This is a genomic window from Chenggangzhangella methanolivorans (assembly GCF_019797865.1).
Taxonomy (GTDB): Bacteria; Pseudomonadota; Alphaproteobacteria; order Rhizobiales; family Methylopilaceae; genus Methylopila; species Methylopila methanolivorans.
The window spans coordinates 2,317,685-2,335,037 of the sequence record NZ_CP081869.1 but is presented as its reverse complement, the minus strand read 5'-3'; the positions used below and the strand labels follow the sequence as shown (position 1 = coordinate 2,335,037).

19 protein-coding genes and 1 pseudogene are annotated in these 17,353 nt (G+C 70.4%); 5 read left to right on the top strand and 15 right to left on the bottom strand.

The features are described from left to right. Positions 1–50: 50 nt before the first annotated feature. Positions 51–1,493, top strand: a complete 1,443-nt coding sequence (locus tag K6K41_RS12220; RefSeq protein WP_261405265.1) for a hypothetical protein — start codon at positions 51–53, stop codon at positions 1,491–1,493. After that, a complete protein-coding gene (typA, locus tag K6K41_RS12215; RefSeq protein ID WP_261405264.1) occupies positions 1,490–3,316 on the top strand; it encodes a translational GTPase TypA in 1,827 nt (608 codons plus the stop codon). Before K6K41_RS12220 ends, typA begins: the two co-directional genes overlap by 4 nt. Before the next feature lie 62 nt (positions 3,317–3,378). Here the strand turns inward: typA and K6K41_RS12210 are convergent, their stop codons facing one another. The 7 genes and pseudogenes from K6K41_RS12210 to tsaB form a co-directional block, all read right to left on the bottom strand. Next, a complete protein-coding gene (locus K6K41_RS12210; protein WP_261405263.1) occupies positions 3,379–3,720 on the bottom strand; it encodes a hypothetical protein in 342 nt (113 codons plus the stop codon). A 190-nt stretch (positions 3,721–3,910) separates the two neighbouring features. Next, entirely contained in the window at positions 3,911–4,108 is a 198-nt protein-coding gene (locus tag K6K41_RS12205; protein WP_261405918.1) for a hypothetical protein, read from the bottom strand. 22 nt (positions 4,109–4,130) lie between these two features. After that, positions 4,131–5,767, bottom strand: a pseudogene (locus K6K41_RS30980) (transglycosylase domain-containing protein); the annotation flags it as partial. Positions 5,768–6,362: 595 nt separating this feature from the next. Further along, positions 6,363–8,132: a lyso-ornithine lipid O-acyltransferase gene (gene olsA, locus K6K41_RS12195; RefSeq protein ID WP_261405262.1), complete on the bottom strand. Its 1,770-nt coding sequence runs from the start codon at positions 8,130–8,132 to the stop codon at positions 6,363–6,365. Between the two features lie 7 nt (positions 8,133–8,139). Next, on the bottom strand, positions 8,140–8,517 hold the full coding sequence (locus K6K41_RS12190; RefSeq protein ID WP_261405717.1) for a Fur family transcriptional regulator: 378 nt from the start codon (positions 8,515–8,517) through the stop codon (positions 8,140–8,142). A gap of 162 nt (positions 8,518–8,679) precedes the next feature. Beyond that, the gene (locus K6K41_RS12185; protein WP_261405261.1) at positions 8,680–8,931 is read right to left on the bottom strand and encodes a GNAT family N-acetyltransferase; all 252 of its coding nucleotides are present in this window, start codon (positions 8,929–8,931) and stop codon (positions 8,680–8,682) included. 292 nt (positions 8,932–9,223) lie between these two features. Continuing rightward, positions 9,224–9,898, bottom strand: coding sequence for a tRNA (adenosine(37)-N6)-threonylcarbamoyltransferase complex dimerization subunit type 1 TsaB (tsaB, locus tag K6K41_RS12180; protein ID WP_261405260.1), 675 nt, complete (start codon positions 9,896–9,898; stop codon positions 9,224–9,226). 76 nt (positions 9,899–9,974) lie between these two features. Here tsaB and K6K41_RS12175 point away from each other — a divergent pair, with 76 nt between their 5' ends. Further along, positions 9,975–10,361 carry a DUF1801 domain-containing protein gene (locus K6K41_RS12175; RefSeq protein ID WP_261405259.1) on the top strand — a complete coding sequence of 129 codons (387 nt, stop codon included), beginning with the start codon at positions 9,975–9,977 and terminating at the stop codon, positions 10,359–10,361. A gap of 7 nt (positions 10,362–10,368) precedes the next feature. Here the strand turns inward: K6K41_RS12175 and K6K41_RS12170 are convergent, their stop codons facing one another. Both K6K41_RS12170 and K6K41_RS12165 read right to left on the bottom strand, forming a co-directional pair. Then, positions 10,369–10,695 carry a DMT family transporter gene (locus K6K41_RS12170; RefSeq protein WP_261405258.1) on the bottom strand — a complete coding sequence of 109 codons (327 nt, stop codon included), beginning with the start codon at positions 10,693–10,695 and terminating at the stop codon, positions 10,369–10,371. Then, a complete protein-coding gene (locus K6K41_RS12165; RefSeq protein ID WP_261405257.1) occupies positions 10,692–11,336 on the bottom strand; it encodes an FMN-dependent NADH-azoreductase in 645 nt (214 codons plus the stop codon). The genes K6K41_RS12170 and K6K41_RS12165 overlap by 4 nt, the downstream gene beginning before the upstream one ends. Positions 11,337–11,423: 87 nt before the next feature. Between K6K41_RS12165 and K6K41_RS12160 the strand changes: the two genes are divergently transcribed. Next, on the top strand, positions 11,424–12,272 hold the full coding sequence (locus tag K6K41_RS12160; RefSeq protein WP_261405256.1) for a LysR family transcriptional regulator: 849 nt from the start codon (positions 11,424–11,426) through the stop codon (positions 12,270–12,272). A gap of 29 nt (positions 12,273–12,301) precedes the next feature. Here K6K41_RS12160 and K6K41_RS12155 read toward each other — a convergent pair whose 3' ends face one another. Both K6K41_RS12155 and K6K41_RS12150 read right to left on the bottom strand, forming a co-directional pair. Then, positions 12,302–13,273, bottom strand: a complete 972-nt coding sequence (locus K6K41_RS12155; protein ID WP_261405255.1) for an NADPH:quinone oxidoreductase family protein — start codon at positions 13,271–13,273, stop codon at positions 12,302–12,304. A 13-nt stretch (positions 13,274–13,286) separates the two neighbouring features. After that, complete coding sequence (locus K6K41_RS12150; RefSeq protein WP_261405716.1) at positions 13,287–13,835, bottom strand: sigma-70 family RNA polymerase sigma factor; 549 nt, start codon at positions 13,833–13,835, stop codon at positions 13,287–13,289. Positions 13,836–14,160: 325 nt separating this feature from the next. On the opposite strand from K6K41_RS12150, the gene K6K41_RS12145 reads away from it, so the two are divergent. Continuing rightward, positions 14,161–14,724, top strand: coding sequence for an invasion associated locus B family protein (locus tag K6K41_RS12145; protein ID WP_261405254.1), 564 nt, complete (start codon positions 14,161–14,163; stop codon positions 14,722–14,724). A 131-nt stretch (positions 14,725–14,855) separates the two neighbouring features. Here K6K41_RS12145 and K6K41_RS12140 read toward each other — a convergent pair whose 3' ends face one another. The 4 genes from K6K41_RS12140 to K6K41_RS12125 form a co-directional block, all read right to left on the bottom strand. Then, on the bottom strand, positions 14,856–15,245 hold the full coding sequence (locus K6K41_RS12140) for a DUF2794 domain-containing protein (protein WP_261405253.1): 390 nt from the start codon (positions 15,243–15,245) through the stop codon (positions 14,856–14,858). A gap of 65 nt (positions 15,246–15,310) precedes the next feature. Beyond that, positions 15,311–16,348, bottom strand: coding sequence for an alpha/beta fold hydrolase (locus K6K41_RS12135; RefSeq protein WP_261405252.1), 1,038 nt, complete (start codon positions 16,346–16,348; stop codon positions 15,311–15,313). A 10-nt stretch (positions 16,349–16,358) separates the two neighbouring features. Continuing rightward, the gene (locus K6K41_RS12130; protein WP_261405251.1) at positions 16,359–16,889 is read right to left on the bottom strand and encodes a DUF1223 domain-containing protein; all 531 of its coding nucleotides are present in this window, start codon (positions 16,887–16,889) and stop codon (positions 16,359–16,361) included. Continuing rightward, complete coding sequence (locus K6K41_RS12125; RefSeq protein ID WP_261405250.1) at positions 16,870–17,184, bottom strand: DUF1223 domain-containing protein; 315 nt, start codon at positions 17,182–17,184, stop codon at positions 16,870–16,872. The genes K6K41_RS12130 and K6K41_RS12125 overlap by 20 nt, the downstream gene beginning before the upstream one ends. Positions 17,185–17,353 lie beyond the last annotated feature (169 nt).

The following is a 17,353-nucleotide window of genomic DNA, read 5'->3' as shown; positions in this document are numbered from 1 at the left end:
GAGTTCAGGCCGGACGGGCGCGGCGAGATCCGCGCCCCGGCGACGTCACGATGACAGAAAACACCTCTCAGCATCAGGGCGCGTCGGGCAGGGTCTGCTACCTGCACATCGGTCCGCACAAGACCGGCACCACGTCGATCCAGAACGCGCTGTTCACCCATGCGTTGCGTCTCGAGGCGATCGGGCTGAGCTATCCGACGCTGTCGGGCGACAAGCCCGGCCGCCAGCGCCGCAACCACACGCCGCTCGCCCGCCTCGGCGTCATGCGCGCCGAAGACCTCAAGAGCGCGCCGTTCTGGAGCGAGCTCAGCGAGAAGATCGCCGCGACGTCGCACTCCATCATCGTCTCGACGGAGCACTTCGCCGACGCGCTGCGCGACCCGGCCCGCTTCCGCAAAACGATCGACTTCTTCCACGATCACGGCTTCCGCATCGTGGTGGTGGCCTATTTCCGCGACCAGCCGGGCTGGCTGAACTCCTGGTACACCCAGGACCAGCGCAACTTCATGTCGCGCCAGAGCTTTCCGGAGTTCCTCGACAGGGCGTTCGAGACCGGCCTCGTCGACCCCTGGGCGATCCTGCGCCGCTTCATCGACGACGAGCGCATCGAGGTGCGGGTCGTCTCCTTCGAGCAGGCGATCAAGAAGGGTCTGGCCAAGAGCTTCCTCGACGCCATCGGCGCGCCGGCGGATTTCGAGATCCCGGAGCCGCAGGCCTCCAACCCCAATCTCGGGGTGAAGGGCGTCTACGCCGCGCAGGAGATCATGCGCCGCGTCGGCTTCCGCGTCCGCTCGATGCCGAACTATCCGGAGCTCTATGAGAGCTTCAAGGTGATGATGAAGGGGCGCGACTGGGAGAAGTCCGCCTATGTCGGCGTCTCCCCGGACGACGAGAGGCGCATCCGCGACCGCTACCGCGAATCCAACGACGCCTTCGCGCAGGAATGGTTCGGAGCCGACTGGGCGTCGGTCTGCCCGCCGCGCCCGATGACCCAGCGCGAGTTCGACTTCGAGACCGCCGGCGAGGACGACCAGAGCGACGTGCTCGAGGTCATCGAGACCATGGTGGCGCTGATCCAGGGCGCGCCCGGAGACCTGCCGGCCGGAAAGCTCAAAAAGGGGCCGAAGGGCGGAAAGGGCGGCGGAAAGAACAAGGGCGCGGCCGCCAAGCTCGCCCGGGCGAGCCTGAAAAGACGGGGCCCGGCAAGTTGGGGGCCGGCAAAGCGGGCCCCGGCAAGAAGGGGCAGGGCAAGAAAGGTCCGGGCAAGCCGGGCGGCGGCCCGAAGGGCGAAGGCAAAAAACAGGGCCCCAAGAAACCCGCGACGCCTGTCGTCATCTAGCCGCGGCGTTAGCCTTTCCTCGTCTTCGCGCAGCCTTTCGGCGGGCTGCGCCTTGCCTTTCTGCGCGCGGCGCGGCATCTGTGGCGCCGCACAAATCCGAAGACCAGACGAGGACGTCCGCTTTGGCGCGGGCGGAAGGCTTACGTCCCCATGAAACTCCATAACGTCGCGATCATCGCGCACGTCGACCACGGCAAGACCACGCTCGTCGACAAGATGCTGTCCCAGTCCGGCTCGTTCCGGGAGAACCAGCGCGTCGCCGAACGCGTGATGGATTCGAACGACCTCGAGAAAGAGCGCGGCATCACGATCCTGGCCAAGGCGACCTCGATCGTCTGGAAGGACACCCGCATCAACATCGTGGACACGCCGGGCCACGCCGACTTCGGCGGCGAGGTGGAGCGCATCCTCTCGATGGTCGACGGCGTGATCGTGCTGGTGGACGCCGCCGAAGGCCCGATGCCGCAGACCAAGTTCGTGGTCTCGAAGGCGCTCAAGATCGGCCTCCGCCCGATCGTCGCGGTCAACAAGGTCGACCGGCCGGACGCGCGCGCCTCGGAAGTCATCAATGAGGTGTTCGACCTGTTCGCGGCGCTCGACGCCACCGACGAGCAGCTCGACTTCCCGATCCTCTACGGCTCGGGCCGCGACGGCTGGCTCGCAGCCTCGCCCGAAGGCCCGAAGGACGACGGCCTCGCGCCGCTGTTCGACCTGATCCTCGACCATGTGCCGGAAGCCAAGACCGAGCCCGGGCCGTTCCGCATGCTCGGCACGCTGCTCGAGGCCAACCAGTTCCTCGGCCGCATCATCACCGGCCGCATCATCTCCGGCACCGTGAAGCCGAACCAGACCGTCAAGGTGCTGTCGCGCGACGGGCAGGTGGTCGAGAACGGCCGCGTGTCCAAGATCCTCGCCTTCCGCGGCATCGAGCGCGCGCCGATCGACGTCGGCGAGGCGGGCGACATCGTGTCGATCGCGGGCCTCGTGAAGGCCTCGGTCGCCGACACGTTCTGCGATCCGCAGGTGACCGAGCCGATCCAGGCGCAGCCGATCGATCCGCCCACCGTGTCGATGACGTTCCTCGTCAACGACAGCCCGCTCGCGGGCACCGAGGGCGACAAGGTCACGAGCCGCGTCATCCGCGATCGCCTGCTGAAGGAGGCCGAGGGCAACGTCGCGCTGAAGGTGGAGGAGTCCAAGGACAAGGACTCGTTCATCGTCTCGGGCCGCGGCGAGCTTCAGCTCGCGATCCTGATCGAGACGATGCGCCGCGAAGGCTTTGAGCTCGGCGTCTCGCGTCCGCGCGTGGTGCTGCAGAAGAACGACGCCGGCGAGCTGGTCGAGCCGATCGAAGAGGTCGTGATCGACGTCGACGAGGAGCATTCGGGCGTCGTCGTGCAGAAGATGTCGGAGCGCAAGGCCGACATGCTGGAGATGCGTCCCTCGGGCGGCGATCGCCTTCGGCTGGTGTTCCACGCGCCCACCCGCGGCCTCATCGGCTATCAGGGCGAGCTGCTGACCGACACCAAGGGCACGGCGATCATGAACCGCCTCTTCCACGCCTACGGCCCCTACAAGGGCGAGATCGCGGGCCGCAACAACGGCGTGCTGATCTCCAACGAGTCGGGCGAGGCCGTGGCCTATGCGCTGTGGAACCTCGAGGACCGCGGCCCGATGATCATCGAGCCGGGCTGGAAGGTCTATCAGGGCATGCTGATCGGCATCCACAGCCGCGACAACGACCTCGAGGTCAACGTCCTCAAGGGCAAGAAGCTCACCAATATCCGCACCCAGTCGAAGGACGAGGCCGTGCGCCTCACCCCTCCGATCCGCATGACGCTGGAGCGCTCGCTCGCCTGGATCCAGGACGACGAGCTGGTCGAGGTGACGCCGAAGTCGATCCGCCTGCGCAAGCGCCTGCTCGACCCCAACGAGCGCAAGCGCGAGAGCCGCAAGGCCGAGAGCGAACTGGCGTAAGTCCGCCCGCCTAAGGACGTCAGGTCTCGCGCGCCCGGACGCGCGCGAGACCTTTTGAACTCTCAGCTCCGGCGCGGCGCGCAGAAACGTAGCGGGCCGACCCAGCCGCCGCTGGTGAGGAAGTCGATCCGCAGCCCGTTCGGCGCGTCGCTCGCCACCACGGTCTCCTTGCGGTTCGCCGAGCCGTCGCTGCACGAGCCCTTCCAGATCACGTCGCGGCCTTCGCGGCGGACGCTGTCGAACATGCACATCAGCGTGTCGTTCGCGATTCCCTTGGGCATGATCTTGTAGGCGTAGGGCGTGCCGCAGTCGGACGCGCTCGGCCCATTCTCCGACGATGGTGGGCGCGGCGGAAGCGCCGCCGCAAGCGCGAGGAAGACGAAAGCGGACGCGACGAGACGCATATTGGGGACCCCCGATTGGATAGGTCCCCATCATCACACCTCTGGATTGCCGCCGAATTTTCGAGATCGTGAGAATTCTAGCGATCGGGCGAAAATTGGCGCGAAAGGCAGGCCAAGCGTTCCGCCGCCCAACGCGCGGCGCGTCGCATGACGGTCAGAACTCGCCAGGGCGTCGCGCGCCGCCGCGCCGTCAGAACCCGCCGAACAGGTCCTTCAGAAAGCCGATCGGGCCGCCGTCGTCGCCGCGGCGTTCGCGATAGACGCGCTCCTCGCGCGGGCGGTCGTCGTAATAGCCCTCGTCGACGCGCGCGCTCGAATAGGGCTCGCCCTCCTGCTCGCGGCCGGGGCCGGCCTGATAGACGTCGCCGGGCTGCTCGTGCTCGTCCATCGGCGGGATCCACTCGCCGGCAGCTGGCGACCTGAACGCCCTGATGCGCCTCGCCCATGTAGCGGCTCCAGATCGAGACCGGCAGGCCGCCGCCTGAGGCGTGCTTGGTGGGCGAGTTGTCGTCGTTGCCGAGCCAGACGGCGGTGATCATGTGGGCCGTGTAGCCGATGAACCAGGCGTCGCGGAAATCCTGGCTCGTGCCGGTCTTGCCGGCGGCGGGCCATCCGGCGAGCTGGGCCGAGCGCGCGGTGCCGGAGCGCAGCGTCTCGCGCAGCATGGCGTTCATCATGCCCACGCGCGACGTGTCGACGACCTGCTTGGGAGCCTCGGTCTTGCGCTTGTAGAGCGTCTCGCCCTGCGTCGTCTTCACCTGGCGCACGATGTAGGGCTGGCCTCGAAGCGCCATTGGCGAAGGGGGCATAGGCCGCCGTCATCTCGAGCGGCGTGACTTCCGACGTTCCGAGCGCGATCGAGGGGTTGGGCACGAGCGGCGAGGTGATGCCGAGCCGCTCGGCGGTGTGGACCACGTTCACCGGGCCGGCCTCGAGCCCGAGCCGGACCGCCACCGTGTTGACCGACTGCGACAGCGCATAGGTCAGCGACATCGGCCCGCCGTACTTGCGGGTGTAGTTCTCCGGCGTCCAGCCCTTCAGCTTGAGCGGCGCGTCGGTGCGGATCGAATCGGGGTCGAGGTTCTCGGCCTCGAGCGCCGCGAGATAGACGAACGGCTTGAAGGCCGAGCCCGGCTGGCGCTTGGCCGCCGTCGCGCGGTTGAACTGGCTCTCCGAATAGTTTCTTGCCGCCGACGAGCGCCTTCACCGCGCCGTCGGGCGCGAGCGAGATGACGACGCCCTGGCTGACGCCGAGCTTGGCGCCGCGCTTGGCGATGCCGTCCTGCAGCGCCTTCTCGGCGGCGGTTTCGAGCTTCGGATCGAGCGTGGTTTCGACCACGAGGTCCTCGTCATAGACGCCGACGAGCCCGTCGAGCTGGTCCATCACCCAGTCGGCCGCGTAGCGACGGCCCCTTGCGGCTTGGGGGGCGGGGGAGGGCGGGTTCACCCGGAACGCCGTGTTGGCCTGCTCGCGGGTGATGTAGTTCTCGTCCGCCATCGCCTGCAGCACCACGTCGGCGCGGTTGCGGGCGGCTTCCGGATCGTGGCTCGGCGAGAGCCGCGAGGGCGCCTTCACCAGGCCCGCGAGCATCGCGGCCTCGGAGACGTTCACCTTGCGGATCGACTTGCCGAAATAGCGCTGGGCCGCGGCCTCCACGCCGTAGGCGCCCGCGCCGAAATAGACGCGGTTCAGGTACATTTCGAGGATCTTCTGTTTGCCGAACTTGCGTTCGAGCCAGAAGGCCAGAACCGCCTCCTGCACCTTGCGCTCCAGCGAGCGGGCGGGCGTCAGGAACAGGTTCTTGGCGAGCTGCTGGGTCAGCGTCGAGCCGCCCTGGGCGACGCCGCCGCGCTCGATGTTGGCCTTCACGGCGCGGGCGAGACCGAAGGCGTCGACGCCCCAGTGGTCGTAGAAGCGCCGGTCCTCGATCGCGATGAAGGCCTGCGGCACGAATTTCGGCATTTCGGCGAGCGGCACCGAGGCGCCGCCGGTCTCGCCGCGATTGGCGATCGGCTTGCCGTTCATGTCGGCGATGACGACGTTGGGCGGCCGCTTCGGGATCTCGAGATTCTCGAGCGGCGGCATGCGCGAGGCGTAATAGGCCACGACCCCGCCGCCGCCGATCGCGCCGAGGACGCCGAGCAGGATCATGAAGGTGATCGCGCGGCCGATCAGGCTGCGGCGCGGCCGTGACGGCGCGCGGCTGCGGGGACGCCTTCGAGGCCTTCGGACGGCTGCGGCCCATCACCCAGGCCCAATAGGACAGTTTTGGCCGCTCACCCACGCCGTCCTCCTGCGCGGGGCCGAAGTTCGGCTCGCGGCGTCCAGGTTCGAACGAGGGTTCGGCGGAGAAATTCGGTTCGCGGCGACCGTCGGCCCGAGGCTCGGCGCGCGGTTCCTGCGGCCGGGAGGATCCGTCCGCGGAGCCCGCGCCCGTCGGCCGGTCGTCGGCCGTGAGGCGGATGTCCGTCGAGCCCGATCCGGCCCCGAAGGTCGGCTCGCGCCGTTCGTCCCGCCCGGACCCGCGTCCGATCGCCATTGCGCCACAACCCCGTCAAACCGCACGCGCGGGGCGCCCGTCATGGACGACCCCTCCCTGGTTTCATCGGGTGCACTTTGAATGCGGCGGGTTTAAGGGGCGTTACGGCTCGATGCGGCGTTCGGGCCCAGGCGCGCGCCTGAGCTTTCGGGCCTCGTCGGCCGCCACGCGCTTGTGCAGGTGGACGAAGAACGCCGTGGCGAAGAGCGGCGTCAGCAGGTTGGCGAAGGGCAGCACGGCGAGCGCCGCCGTCAGCACGCCGCCCGCAAACACCTTGAGGCGGTTGCGCCGGCGCATCGCGGTCGCGTCCTCCGCCTCGCGAAACCGCATCGCCGCGAGCGAGAAATACTCTCGGCTGAGCAGGTAGCCGTTCACCACGAGCCAGGCGAAGAGATTGACGCCGGGGATGAAGATCAGGACCAGCAGCAGGAGGTTTAGTCCCAGCACCAGCAGGAAGAAGCGCGCCGACAGCAGCAGGCCGCGGACGAGCGGCACCGGCGTTCCGGGCGGGTCGTCGGGATAGTGCGTGCGCTCGACGATCTCGGCGACGTCGTCGAGGAAGAGGCCCGCGACCGCCGCGGTGATCGGCGTCACCAGAAACAGCATCCCGAACGCCGTGCCGAGGCCCGCGACGATGTGGGCGATCTGGTTGAGCGTCGGGTTCTGGAGGACCAGCAGCCGGTCGGCGAGCGCCTGCAGGCCGAACCAGCCGACGACGAGCAGCAGGAGGGTGATCGCGAGCGACTTGAACAGCACCGCGCGGAACGGCGGCGAGAAGGTCTGGCGCGCGGCGAGGACGGCGGCGGACCACATCAGAGGCGAACCCCGGGTGGCGCGACGTCGCCGCTCCCCTCCCCCTTGCGGGGAGGGTGGGGGTGGGGGTGGTTCAGGATGGCGCAGAAAGCGTCGGCGTAGAGCGACGTCGCCCTTTGCGCTTCGGTCTGAGCCACCCCCACCCCCGACCCCTCCCCGCAAGGGGGAGGGGAGAAGGCGGCGGCGCTCTCCGAAATACTCACGCGTGCTCGCTTTGCTGGACCGGCTCGCCCGCCTCGATCGCCTTCGCCCGGCGACGTCCTCGGCTTTGCGGCCGAGCAGGGCGTTGGTGGTGAGGCGGCGCACCTCGCGCTCGGCGACTGCGGCGAGGCGCTTGCGGTCGGTGCCGGCGTCGGCCCGCATGGTCTCGCCGAACGTCACGGTGGCGTCGATCGCGCCGTCGCGCAGGATCGACCAGAGGTGATGCGCGAAGGTCATCTCGCCGTACCAGGCGACGAAGGGGCGACCGAGTCGCCCGAGCGGCAGGCCGTTGCGATGGGTGTAGGCGACCGAGACCGGCTGGACCGCGATGCTGGCGCCGCCCGAGGCCGCGATCGCCGCCCGCGCGGCGCCGAGCAGCGAGGTGCGGAAGGCCAGCACCCGGTTTCCGTCGCTGGAGGTGCCTTCGGCGAACAGCACGACGGGCGAGCCCGCGATCATGCGCGCGGCCATCTCGTCATTGACCTGCGCGGTCGCGGTGCGGCGGGCGCGGTCGACGAAGATGGTGCGCTGAAGCCGCGCGAGCTGCCCGAACACCGGCCAGCCGGCGATCTCGGACTTCGCCACGAACGACATGCGGCAGACCGAGCCGAGAACCGGAATGTCGAGCCAGGAGGCGTGGTTCGAGGCGATCAGCAGCGGGCGTTCCGACGAGGGTTCGCCGATCACCTTCACGCGCACGCCCACCACCGCCATGGCGAAGCGATGGAACTTCATCGGCAGCGTCTGGGCGTGCGGCGAGTTCATCCGCATCAGCGCGAGCTGGATCGGGGCGAGCACGATGACGGTCGGCACGAGGACCAGCGCCGAGGCGATCGCGCGCAAGGGGCGGCGGACCATGTCGCGGTCAGTCCTTGTCGTCGATCGGCACGGCGTAGAGCTCGAGCCGGTGGTCGACGAGCCGATAGCCGAGCCGCTCGGCGATGGCGGCTTGCAGCGCCTCGATCTCCTCGTCGCGGAACTCGATGATCTTGCCCGAGCGTAGGTCGATCAGATGGTCGTGATGCTCGTCGGGCTGCGGCTCGTAGCGCGAGCGGCCGTCACGGAAGTCGAGCCGCGCGATGATGCCGGCGTCCTCGAACAGCTTCACCGTGCGGTAGACGGTCGAGATCGAGATGCGCGGATCGACCGCCGAGGCGCGGCGATAGAGCTCCTCGACGTCGGGATGATCGTCGGCGTCGGCGACCACGCGCGCGATGACGCGGCGCTGCTCGGTCATCCGCATGCCCTTCTGGGCGCAGATCGCTTCGATCTGGTCTGAAGAATGCGTGGACAATTGCGGGCGCCGTCCCGTCGAATTCCAGTTCCTGGGTCGCTCGTCGTCCCGGATCGGGAGCTTATAGGATCGCGCGGAGCCGGCGTAAACCGGTCGGAGGCCAAGCGGCCATCACGCCATTTCGAGCGCCATGACGCGGGCCGAGCCGCGCTTGCCGTCGGCGCGGGCGTAATAGGCCTTGCGGCGGCCGACCTGTTCGAAGCCGAAGGCGCGATAGAGCGCGAGCGCGGGCTCGTTGTCCTCGTCGACCTCGAGCACGACGCGGCGCACGCCCTGGCCCGCGAGCCGCCCGAGATGGCGGCCGAGCAGCGCCTTGCCGCCGCCCGCGCCGCGACGCTCGGCCGCGACCGCGATCGAGAGCACCTCGGCCTCGTCTTCGGCGACCCGCGAGAGCGCGAAAACCGAGCACCTGCCGGCGCCCCTCGCGCCTCAGCGCGCAGGCGACCACGGACCGGTCGCGCAAGAGCTGCTCCATCTCGTCGATGCTCCAGCCGCGCGCGAAGGCGCCCGCATGGATGTGCGCGAGCTCGTCCGCGTCGCCGGCGTCGGCGATCTCCACCGCCCAGGATTCGGGCCGCGCGAAATACGCGTCCCAGAACCAAAGCCACAGCATCGCGCCCCCGCGCCTTCGTGGTCCCGCCCCTGCCTTACCCGCTCAGCGTCGGGCGATTCGCCCCTGCGTCTGCGGATGCGCGTCGGCCGCCTTGAGGTAGAGCGGCTTCGGCGCGGATGTCGGAGCATCGCACGCCGCGCCGAGCCGCGCGACCCAGAGCGGGTCCGGCGCGTCGCCCGCGACCATTCGCGCAGACGGCGGCGCATGGGCCGCCACGAGCGCCGCGCCGGAGCCGACGAGGATCGCGGCGCCGTCGCCGAGCGCGCGGGCGGCGTCGCGGGCCTCGATCAGCCGCGCGGTGACGAGCGGGCGACCGTCCGCGGAGAAAGCCTGGAAGAAGACGCGCTCGTGCCGGGCGTCGATCGCGACCGCGACCGGGGTGGCGCCGTCGCCGAGCGCGAGCCAGGGCGCGGCGAGCGCAGAGAGCGTCGTGACCCCGACCACGGGGATCTTCGCCCCGAGCCCGATGGCGCGCGCGCAGGCGAGCCCGACCCGGAGTCCCGTGAAGCTGCCCGGGCCGACCGTGACCGCGACGCGCTCGATCCCTTCGAGGCCGCCGGCCGCCTCGAGCACGCGCGCGACCTCCGGCATCAGCGCCTCGGCGTGGCCGCGCGCCATCGCGATGGAGGAGACATGCGCGAGCGCGTCCGCCTCCGCCGTCTCGACGACGGCGACCGAGCAGGCCGAAAGAGCGGTGTCGACGGCGAGGACGCGCATCGCCGGTCAGTAGCAGGTTTTCGCGCGGAAAGTCCGCGCCTCGCGAGCGGCGCCGGCGCCGGCTATCGTCGCGCGCATGCGCAAGACGCCCGCCGCCGAAACCCCGGACGCCTATCTGGCCGCGCTCGACGGCTGGCGGCGGGAGCTCGTTAGCGCGTTGCGCGCGAGCGTGCTCGCCGCGGGGCGGCTCGAAGAGCGGATCAAGTGGGGCCACCTCGTCTATGTCTCGAACGGCCCCGTCCTGCTGATCCGCGCCGAAGAAGCGAGGGTGCTGTTCGGCTTCTGGCGCGGAAAGCGGCTGACCGGCGTCGATCCCGCCCTGAAGCCGAGCGGCAAGTACGAGCTCGCCACGCGAACGTTTCTCGAGGGCGACGGGGTCTCGCCCGAGCTCGTCGCCCGTCTCGTCGCCGAGGCCGTCGCGCTGAACCGCGATCTCGGCGATCCCACCGACCTGAAGCGGTGACCGCGGTTCAGCCCGCGAGCTTCAGGCCAGCGATGCCGATCACGATGACGCCCGCAAAGCAGATGCGGACCGGATCGAGCGCCTCGCCGAGGAAGGCGACGCCGACGGCGAGCGCGCCGACCGCGCCGACGCCGGTCCAGACCGCATAGGCCGGGCCGCGCGGGAGAACCTGCAGCGCTTTCGCCAGCATCGCGATGAAGGCCGCGAGCAAGACGAGCGAGACGACGCTCCAGAGCGGCTCGGTGAAGCCGTTGGAGCGCTTGGTCGCGAACGCCCAGGCGACGTCCGTCAGTCCCGAGGCGACGAGAAGGGCCCAGCCCCACGCCGCGCTCATCGGCCCGCTCCGGAGAAGGTCCGCGCCAGCGCTGCGAGCCGGTCGCGCGCGGCCGCGACTCCGGCCGCGACGTGATCCGGCGGCCCGGCGGTCGGCTGCACGGGCGCGACGACGGCGCCGGTGAGCCCGATGAAGCCAAGCGCCGCGCGCAGATAGTCGCTCGCGAAATCGGCGCGGCCGAAGCTCCGCCCGCTCGAGAAGTCGCCGGCGCTGGCGAGGATCGCGACGGTCGGGCGGGGCCGCAGCAGCGGCGCGTAGCCCGAGGCGGGATCGAAGCTGAAGCTCAGCCCCGGCTGGGTGACGAGGTCGATCCAGTGCTTCAGCCGGTAGGGGAGGCTGAGGTTCCACATCGGCGTCGAGATCAGCACCGCGTCCGCTGCGTCGAGCCGCTCGACGAGCCCTGCGACGCCGTCCCACGCGGCCTGCTGGGCGGGGGTCAGCGGCGTCCCGGCGAGGCGGGCGTATTTCGCCGCGAGCGCGTCGCCGTCGAGTTCGGGCAGGGGCTCGTCCCACAGGCCGAGACGGTCGATCTCGGCGTCGGCGGCCGACGTCGCGACCTCTGCGAGGAAGGCGGCCGCGGCCTCGCTCGATCGCGACGCCTCGCGCCGGGGCGAGGCTTCGACATGAAGGATACGGATCATCGGCGGGCTCCGCTTGCCGTGATGGGAGCCGCCAACGTAATTTGCGTCCATGAGACGTCATTGCCGTCAGATGCGAAGAGAGTTCGCATGAGCGCGAATACGTCGATCTCCCATGACGACGTCCGGCTCGTCGCGTCGATCGCCCGGGCGACGAGCATGCGCCGGGCGCAGGCCGCCGGCGGCGGGCATCTCGCGACGCTCTACCGGCGGCTGCGCGATCTCGAAGCGCGCATCGGCGGGCCGCTGTTCGAGCGGCGCGGCGAGCGGCTCGTGCCGACCGCGCGCGCCGAGCCCTTCCTCGACGTCGCGGCGGCGATCGAGGATCGGCTGGCCGAGGTCGAACGCCGCGTCGCCGCGCTCGACGACCGGCTGGTCGGACCGCTGACGGTGACGACGGCCGACACGCTGGCGCCGCGCGTCTGCGCCTGCCTGAAGGCGTTCGGCGAACGGCATCCGCAGGCGCGGATCGCGCTCGACGTCGGCGCGCCGATGCTCGATCTCGCCCGACGAGAGGCCGACGTCGCGATTCGTCCGACCACGAGCCCGCCCGAGACCCTGATGGGCCGTCGCGCCGGCTCGTTCGATTACGCGGCCTATCGGGCGAAGGGCGGCGCGGCGCCGGACCGGTGGATCGGCTATCACGGCGACGTCGCGGCGGCGCCGGCCGCGCGCTGGCTCGCCGAACACGCCTCGGAGGACGAGGTGGGCCTGCGGGTCAACAGCCTCTCGGCCGCCGCCGCCGCAGCCGCGCAGGGCTGGGGCCGCGCCTTGCTGCCGGACTACATGGCCGACGACAGGCTGGAGCGCGTCGGCGAGCCGATCGCCGCATTGAGGTCGGAGCTCTGGGTGCTGTTCCACCCGGACCTGCGGGCCAATCCGCGGGTGAGGATCTTCGCCGAGTTCGCCGCCGCGTGGTTCAGGAAGGCGCTGGCGTGACGGCGGCGGCGAGGTCGAGCGGAGCCGCCCTACGGCCGCACCAGGATCTTCCCCTTCGCCTCGCGACGCTTGATTCGGGCGATCGCCTCGGCGGTCTCCGCAAGCGGCAGCACCGAGTCGACAGGGGCGGAGATCTCGCCGTCGGCCGCCCAGTCGAAGATGCGGGCGAGTTCGGCGCGATGCGCCGCGGGCTCGCGCTCGGCATGGGCGCTCCAGAACACGCCGCGCACGTCCGCGCCCTTCAGCATCGGCAGATTGAGCGGAAGCTTCGGGATGTCGCCGGCCGCGAAGCCGATGACGAGATGCCGGCCGCGCCAGGCGAGCGCGCGCACGCTCGCCTCCGTGGCCTCGCCCCCGACCGGATCGTAGACGACGTCGACGCCGCAGCCGTCCGTCAGCTCCTTTAGCCGGCTCTTGAGGTCCTCCGTCGTGTAGTCGATGAGCTCGTCGGCCCCGCGCTCCTTGGCGAAGGCGAGCTTATCGGCCGAGGAGGCGCAGGCGATGACGCGGGCGAGCAGCTTGCCGATCTCGACCGCCGCGATCCCGACGCCGCCGCTCGCGCCGAGCACGGCGAGCGTCTCGCCGGCTTTCAGCGCGCCGCGGTCGGCGAGCGCGTGCAGCGTCGTGCCATAGGTGATGATGAGGCCGGCGGCCTTGTCGAGCGGAAGCTCCTCGGGCACGAGCGTCAGCTGTTCGGCCTTGACCGCGACCTTGCCGCGCGCCGCGCCGTAGCCGAGATAGCCCGCCACCCGGTCGCCCTCGGCGAGGCCCTCGACGCGCGCGCCGACCGCGGAGACGACGCCCGCCATCTCGCCGCCGGGCGAGAACGGCAGGTCGGGCTTGGTCTGGTAGCGGCCCGCGATGATGAGCGTGTCGAAGAAGTTGAGCGCCGCATAGGCGACGTCGACCACGACCTCGTCGTCGGCCGGAACGGGATCGTCGAGATCGACGAGCTTCAGCGCCTCGGGCCCGCCGAGTTCGACGCAGAGAACGGCTTTCAAGGGATCTGGGCTCTCAGTTGGCGTCCGCGAGGCCGTCCGCCTCGAGGCTGCGGCGCAGCCGCCCGAAGGCGAGCCGGATGCGGGATTTCACCGTGCCGAGCGGAAGGCCCGTGGCGTCCGCGATCTCGCTGTGGGAGCGCTCTTCGAAGAAGGCGAGGCGCACGAGGCGAAGCTGTTCGGCGGGCAGGCCCCGCATGGCGCGGGCGACGAGCGTTTCGCGCTGATGCGCCGCCAGCGCCTCGTCGGGCGTCGGCGCGTCGTCGACGGGCATCGCCGTCTCCTCGAGCTCGACCGACCCGCCGTGGGCGCGGCGCAGGAGATCGATGCGCCGGTTGCGGGCGATGCGGTAGAGCCAGGCGCCGACCGAAGCCTTGGCGGGGTCGAACTGGTCGGCCTTGCGCCAGAGCGCCACCATGGCGTCCTGCGTGATCTCCTCGGCGAGGGCCGGCTCGCAGCCGAGCCGCGCCAGATAGGCGCACAAGCGCGGCGCGTAATGATCGAACAGCTGCTCGAAGGCCTCCCGGTCGCGCCGCGAAGCGACGCGCGCCACGAGCGCCGCCATGACGGCGGCGGGGCGCTCCTCGCGCTGGGCGTCGGTCTCGGCCTTGGGCGTCGTCACGATCGGCTCGGCCCTTCCCTGGCGATGCGGGACGGCCCTCGTTCGGCGGGGCCGATCCGGCGTTTCGCGGCGAGTTAAGCACGCTTGCCGGCCCTCGCCTACGGCTCTTGCGTCGCATGGCCGTTTTCTAAACATTTACCATGATTTGATAGGACCAAGGTCCCGAAACCCGGGCTGCGCCGCCGTTGTGGGGCTTGGCGCCGGGCGCGAAGCGTCGTTTGAATGCGCCCGCCGTCCCGCGGCGCCGTTAAGAGACGAAAGCTGTTCCATGATCGACCGCGCACCGCTCCTCTTCGCCGCCGCCGCCGGAGCGGTCATCGCCGGGCTGTGGGTTTCCCCTTCGAGCGCCCAGGCGCCGGCCGGCGTGCAGCCGACGCAGATCGGCGAGTTCAAGGACTGGAACGCCTACGCGGCGCCGGTGAAGGGCGGAAAAGTCTGCTACGCGCTCGCCACGCCCCAGAAGTCGCGCCGCCGTTCCGCGCAGGCGCCCGAGGGGGCCTATTTCTTCATCTCGAACCGCCCGCAGGACGGGGTGAACAACGAGGTGAGCGTGATGCCGGGCTTCCAGCTGAAGGCCGGCAGCGAGGTCGAGCTCACGGTCGACGGCGCGACCTTCAAGCTGTTCACCCGCGGCGACGGCGCCTTCATGGGCAACAACGAGGACCAGGCGGCGCTCGTCGAGGCGATGCGCGGCGGCCGGCGCGACATGAGCGTCGAGGCGACGCCCTCCCGCGGCCGCAAGTCGACCCAGAGCTATTCGCTCTCGGGCCTTTCGGCTGCGCTCGACAAGATCAATCAGGAATGCCGGGCCGCGGCGCCGCGGGCGCGGTGAACTCCGTGTCCCGGACGTGATCCGGGACGAGAGCCGTCAGCTTCCCGGGCGGTCGGGCCCCGTCGCCCGCGTCCACGACGTTCCGGACGGCGGCGCCTTTCGGACGTCTCGTCACGTCCGTGACGACAGGGTCACGCCGTCACCAGCCTCAGCGTCTTCTTCTCGAGCACCGCGAGAACGCGGGCGAGGTCGGGGCCGCGCTTCAGGATGAGGCCGCCGGCCGCCACCACCGCATAGGCGCCCTGGCGGCGCGCGAGCCGCGGCGTCTTCTCGATCCGGTAGAGCGGGGCTTCGCTCGTGCGGCGGAACACTGAAAACACCGCCTGGTCGCGCAGGAAGTCGATGGCGTAGTCGCGCCACTCGCCGGCCGCGACCATCCGTCCGTAGAGGGTCAGGAGATCCTGGAGCTCGCGGCGGTCGAACGAGACCTGCGAGACGGCCGCGGAAGACTGCAGCGGAGGAGAGTCCTGCGCGCTTGCGGCGGCGCGGGGGATCAGTCGTATAGGCTCGGAATCGCTCATCGCGCCTCCCTCATCGAGCCGTCATGATCCTCCTCGCGGGGGCGCTTCGCAAGGCGTCCGCGGCGTCAGGGCGCAGTCTTGGCGGGCGAGGCCGAGAGCGCCTTGAGAAGGGCGGCGTCGAACTCCTCCGGCGCCTCGACATGGGGCGAGTGGCCCCGGCCTGGAAACTCGACCAGCGTCGCGCCAGGGATCGCCTTGGCGGCCGCCTTGCCGAGCGCGGCGTAGTCGCCGAGGGTCGCGGCGACCTCCTTGGGCGCGCGGTTCGCGCCCGGGGCGGTGCGATCGGTCTGGCCGATCATCAGCGTGGTCGGAACCTTGAGCTCCGGGAATTCGTAGACCACAGGCTGCGTGTAGATCATCTCGTGGGTCAACGCGCCGATCCACGCCACCTGCCTCGCGCCTGCGCCCTTGTACATGCCGGCGTTCATCTCGACCCAGCGGTCGTATTCGGGCTTCCACTGGCCGTCGTAATAGAACTTGAGCTGGTAGGCCTTCACGCTCTCGAACGTGGTCTTCAGCTCGGTTTCGTTGAGCTTGTCGATGGTGGCGTAGGGCACGCCCTTCGCCTTCCAGTCCTCGAGGCCGAGCGGGTTCACCATCACGAGCCGTTCGGTCGCGGCCGGGAACATCAGCGCGTAGCGGGCCGCCAGCATGCCGCCCATCGAGTGGCCGAGCACCACCGCCTTGTCGACGCCGAGCGAGGCCAGCAGCGCATGGGTGTTCTGGGCGAGCTGCTGGAACGAGAACTGGTAGCCGTCGGGCTTCGTCGACTTGCAGAAGCCGATCTGGTCGATCGCGACCACGCGGAAGCCCGCCTCCGACAGCACGCGAATCTGCCGCTCGAAGGTCGCGGCGCAGAAATTCTTGCCGTGGAGCAGCGCGACCGTGCGCCCGTTCGGGGTCGCGTCTCCCGAGGCCCTGGGCGCGACGTCCATATAGGCCATCGACATCGTCCGCCCCTGCGAGACGAACTCGAAGCGCTTCACCTCATGGGGATAGTCGAAGCCCTCGAGCTCGAGCCCGTAGGCCGGATGCTCGGCGGCCTTGGCCGCCATGGGCGCGGCGAGCGCCGCGAAAGCGAGGCCGATGCAGACGATGCGCATGCGAAAAAACTCAGTAGGGGTCGCCGAGCAGCCGCGACGTGGTGGTGGCGGCGGGCTGCGGCTGGGCCGCGACGGCCTTCGCCGCGCCGAGGATCGCGCCCGGCTTGCCGCCGTTGCCGGCCTGGACCAGCACCGCGACGCCGTCCGACTGGGCGTCGTCGCCCAGAACCTCGTCGGCCGCGATCTCGAAGCGCGCGGGGCCGCCGTCCCAGACGCCGAGACGGGTCATGTGGCGCACGACGTTGGCGTAGACGACCTTGCGGCCGGCGTTCTCGCCGCGGCCGATCTCGACCTCCTGGGCGCGGCGGAGCGCGAAGGCCCAGACCTCGCCATGGCCTTCGGCGAGCGCGCGGCGTGGACCCGACACCGCGACCTCGATGCGGCCGTCCTCGACCTCGAGTTCGACAGGCAGGGCGAGATCGCTCTTGCCCTGCGCGCGCGAGATCGCGGCCTCGACGGCGCGATGGTCGCCGCCCACCACGCTTTCGCGACCGTTGACCACGACCTGCGGGGTGAAGACCTTACGGTCGCCGCGCGACATGGCGTAGGCGCGCTGGCGCGCGGAGTTCGCCCGGGCTCGCCAGCGTGTCCTTCCAGCCGAGATAGTCCCAGTAGTCGACCGCGAGCGTGAGGACGAGTCGCCCTTCTCCCTTCGCGAGATCGGCCGCCAGGCGGTCGGCGGGCGGACAGGACGAGCAGCCCTGGCTGGTGAACAGCTCGACGACGCTGGTCGGAGAGCCGGCGCCCGCAGCCCCGACGCCGCGCGGCGTCTCCTGAGCCGCGACGGGCGCGGCCAGAAAACATCCGAAGGCGAAAACGAGGCTTGCTGCGCGCATGGGTCCGGCTGCTCCTCGGCGGGTGAATCGGGGCGGAGACGTCACAGTTTTATGGCGTCGCCGGGCCGTCATTCCACTCACAGCACGGCGAGGCGGCGCCGACTCGTGATCGGGAAAACGCCCTGCGGACCCAGGGAGCCACGCCCGGTCCTGACGATCCCGGACGGCG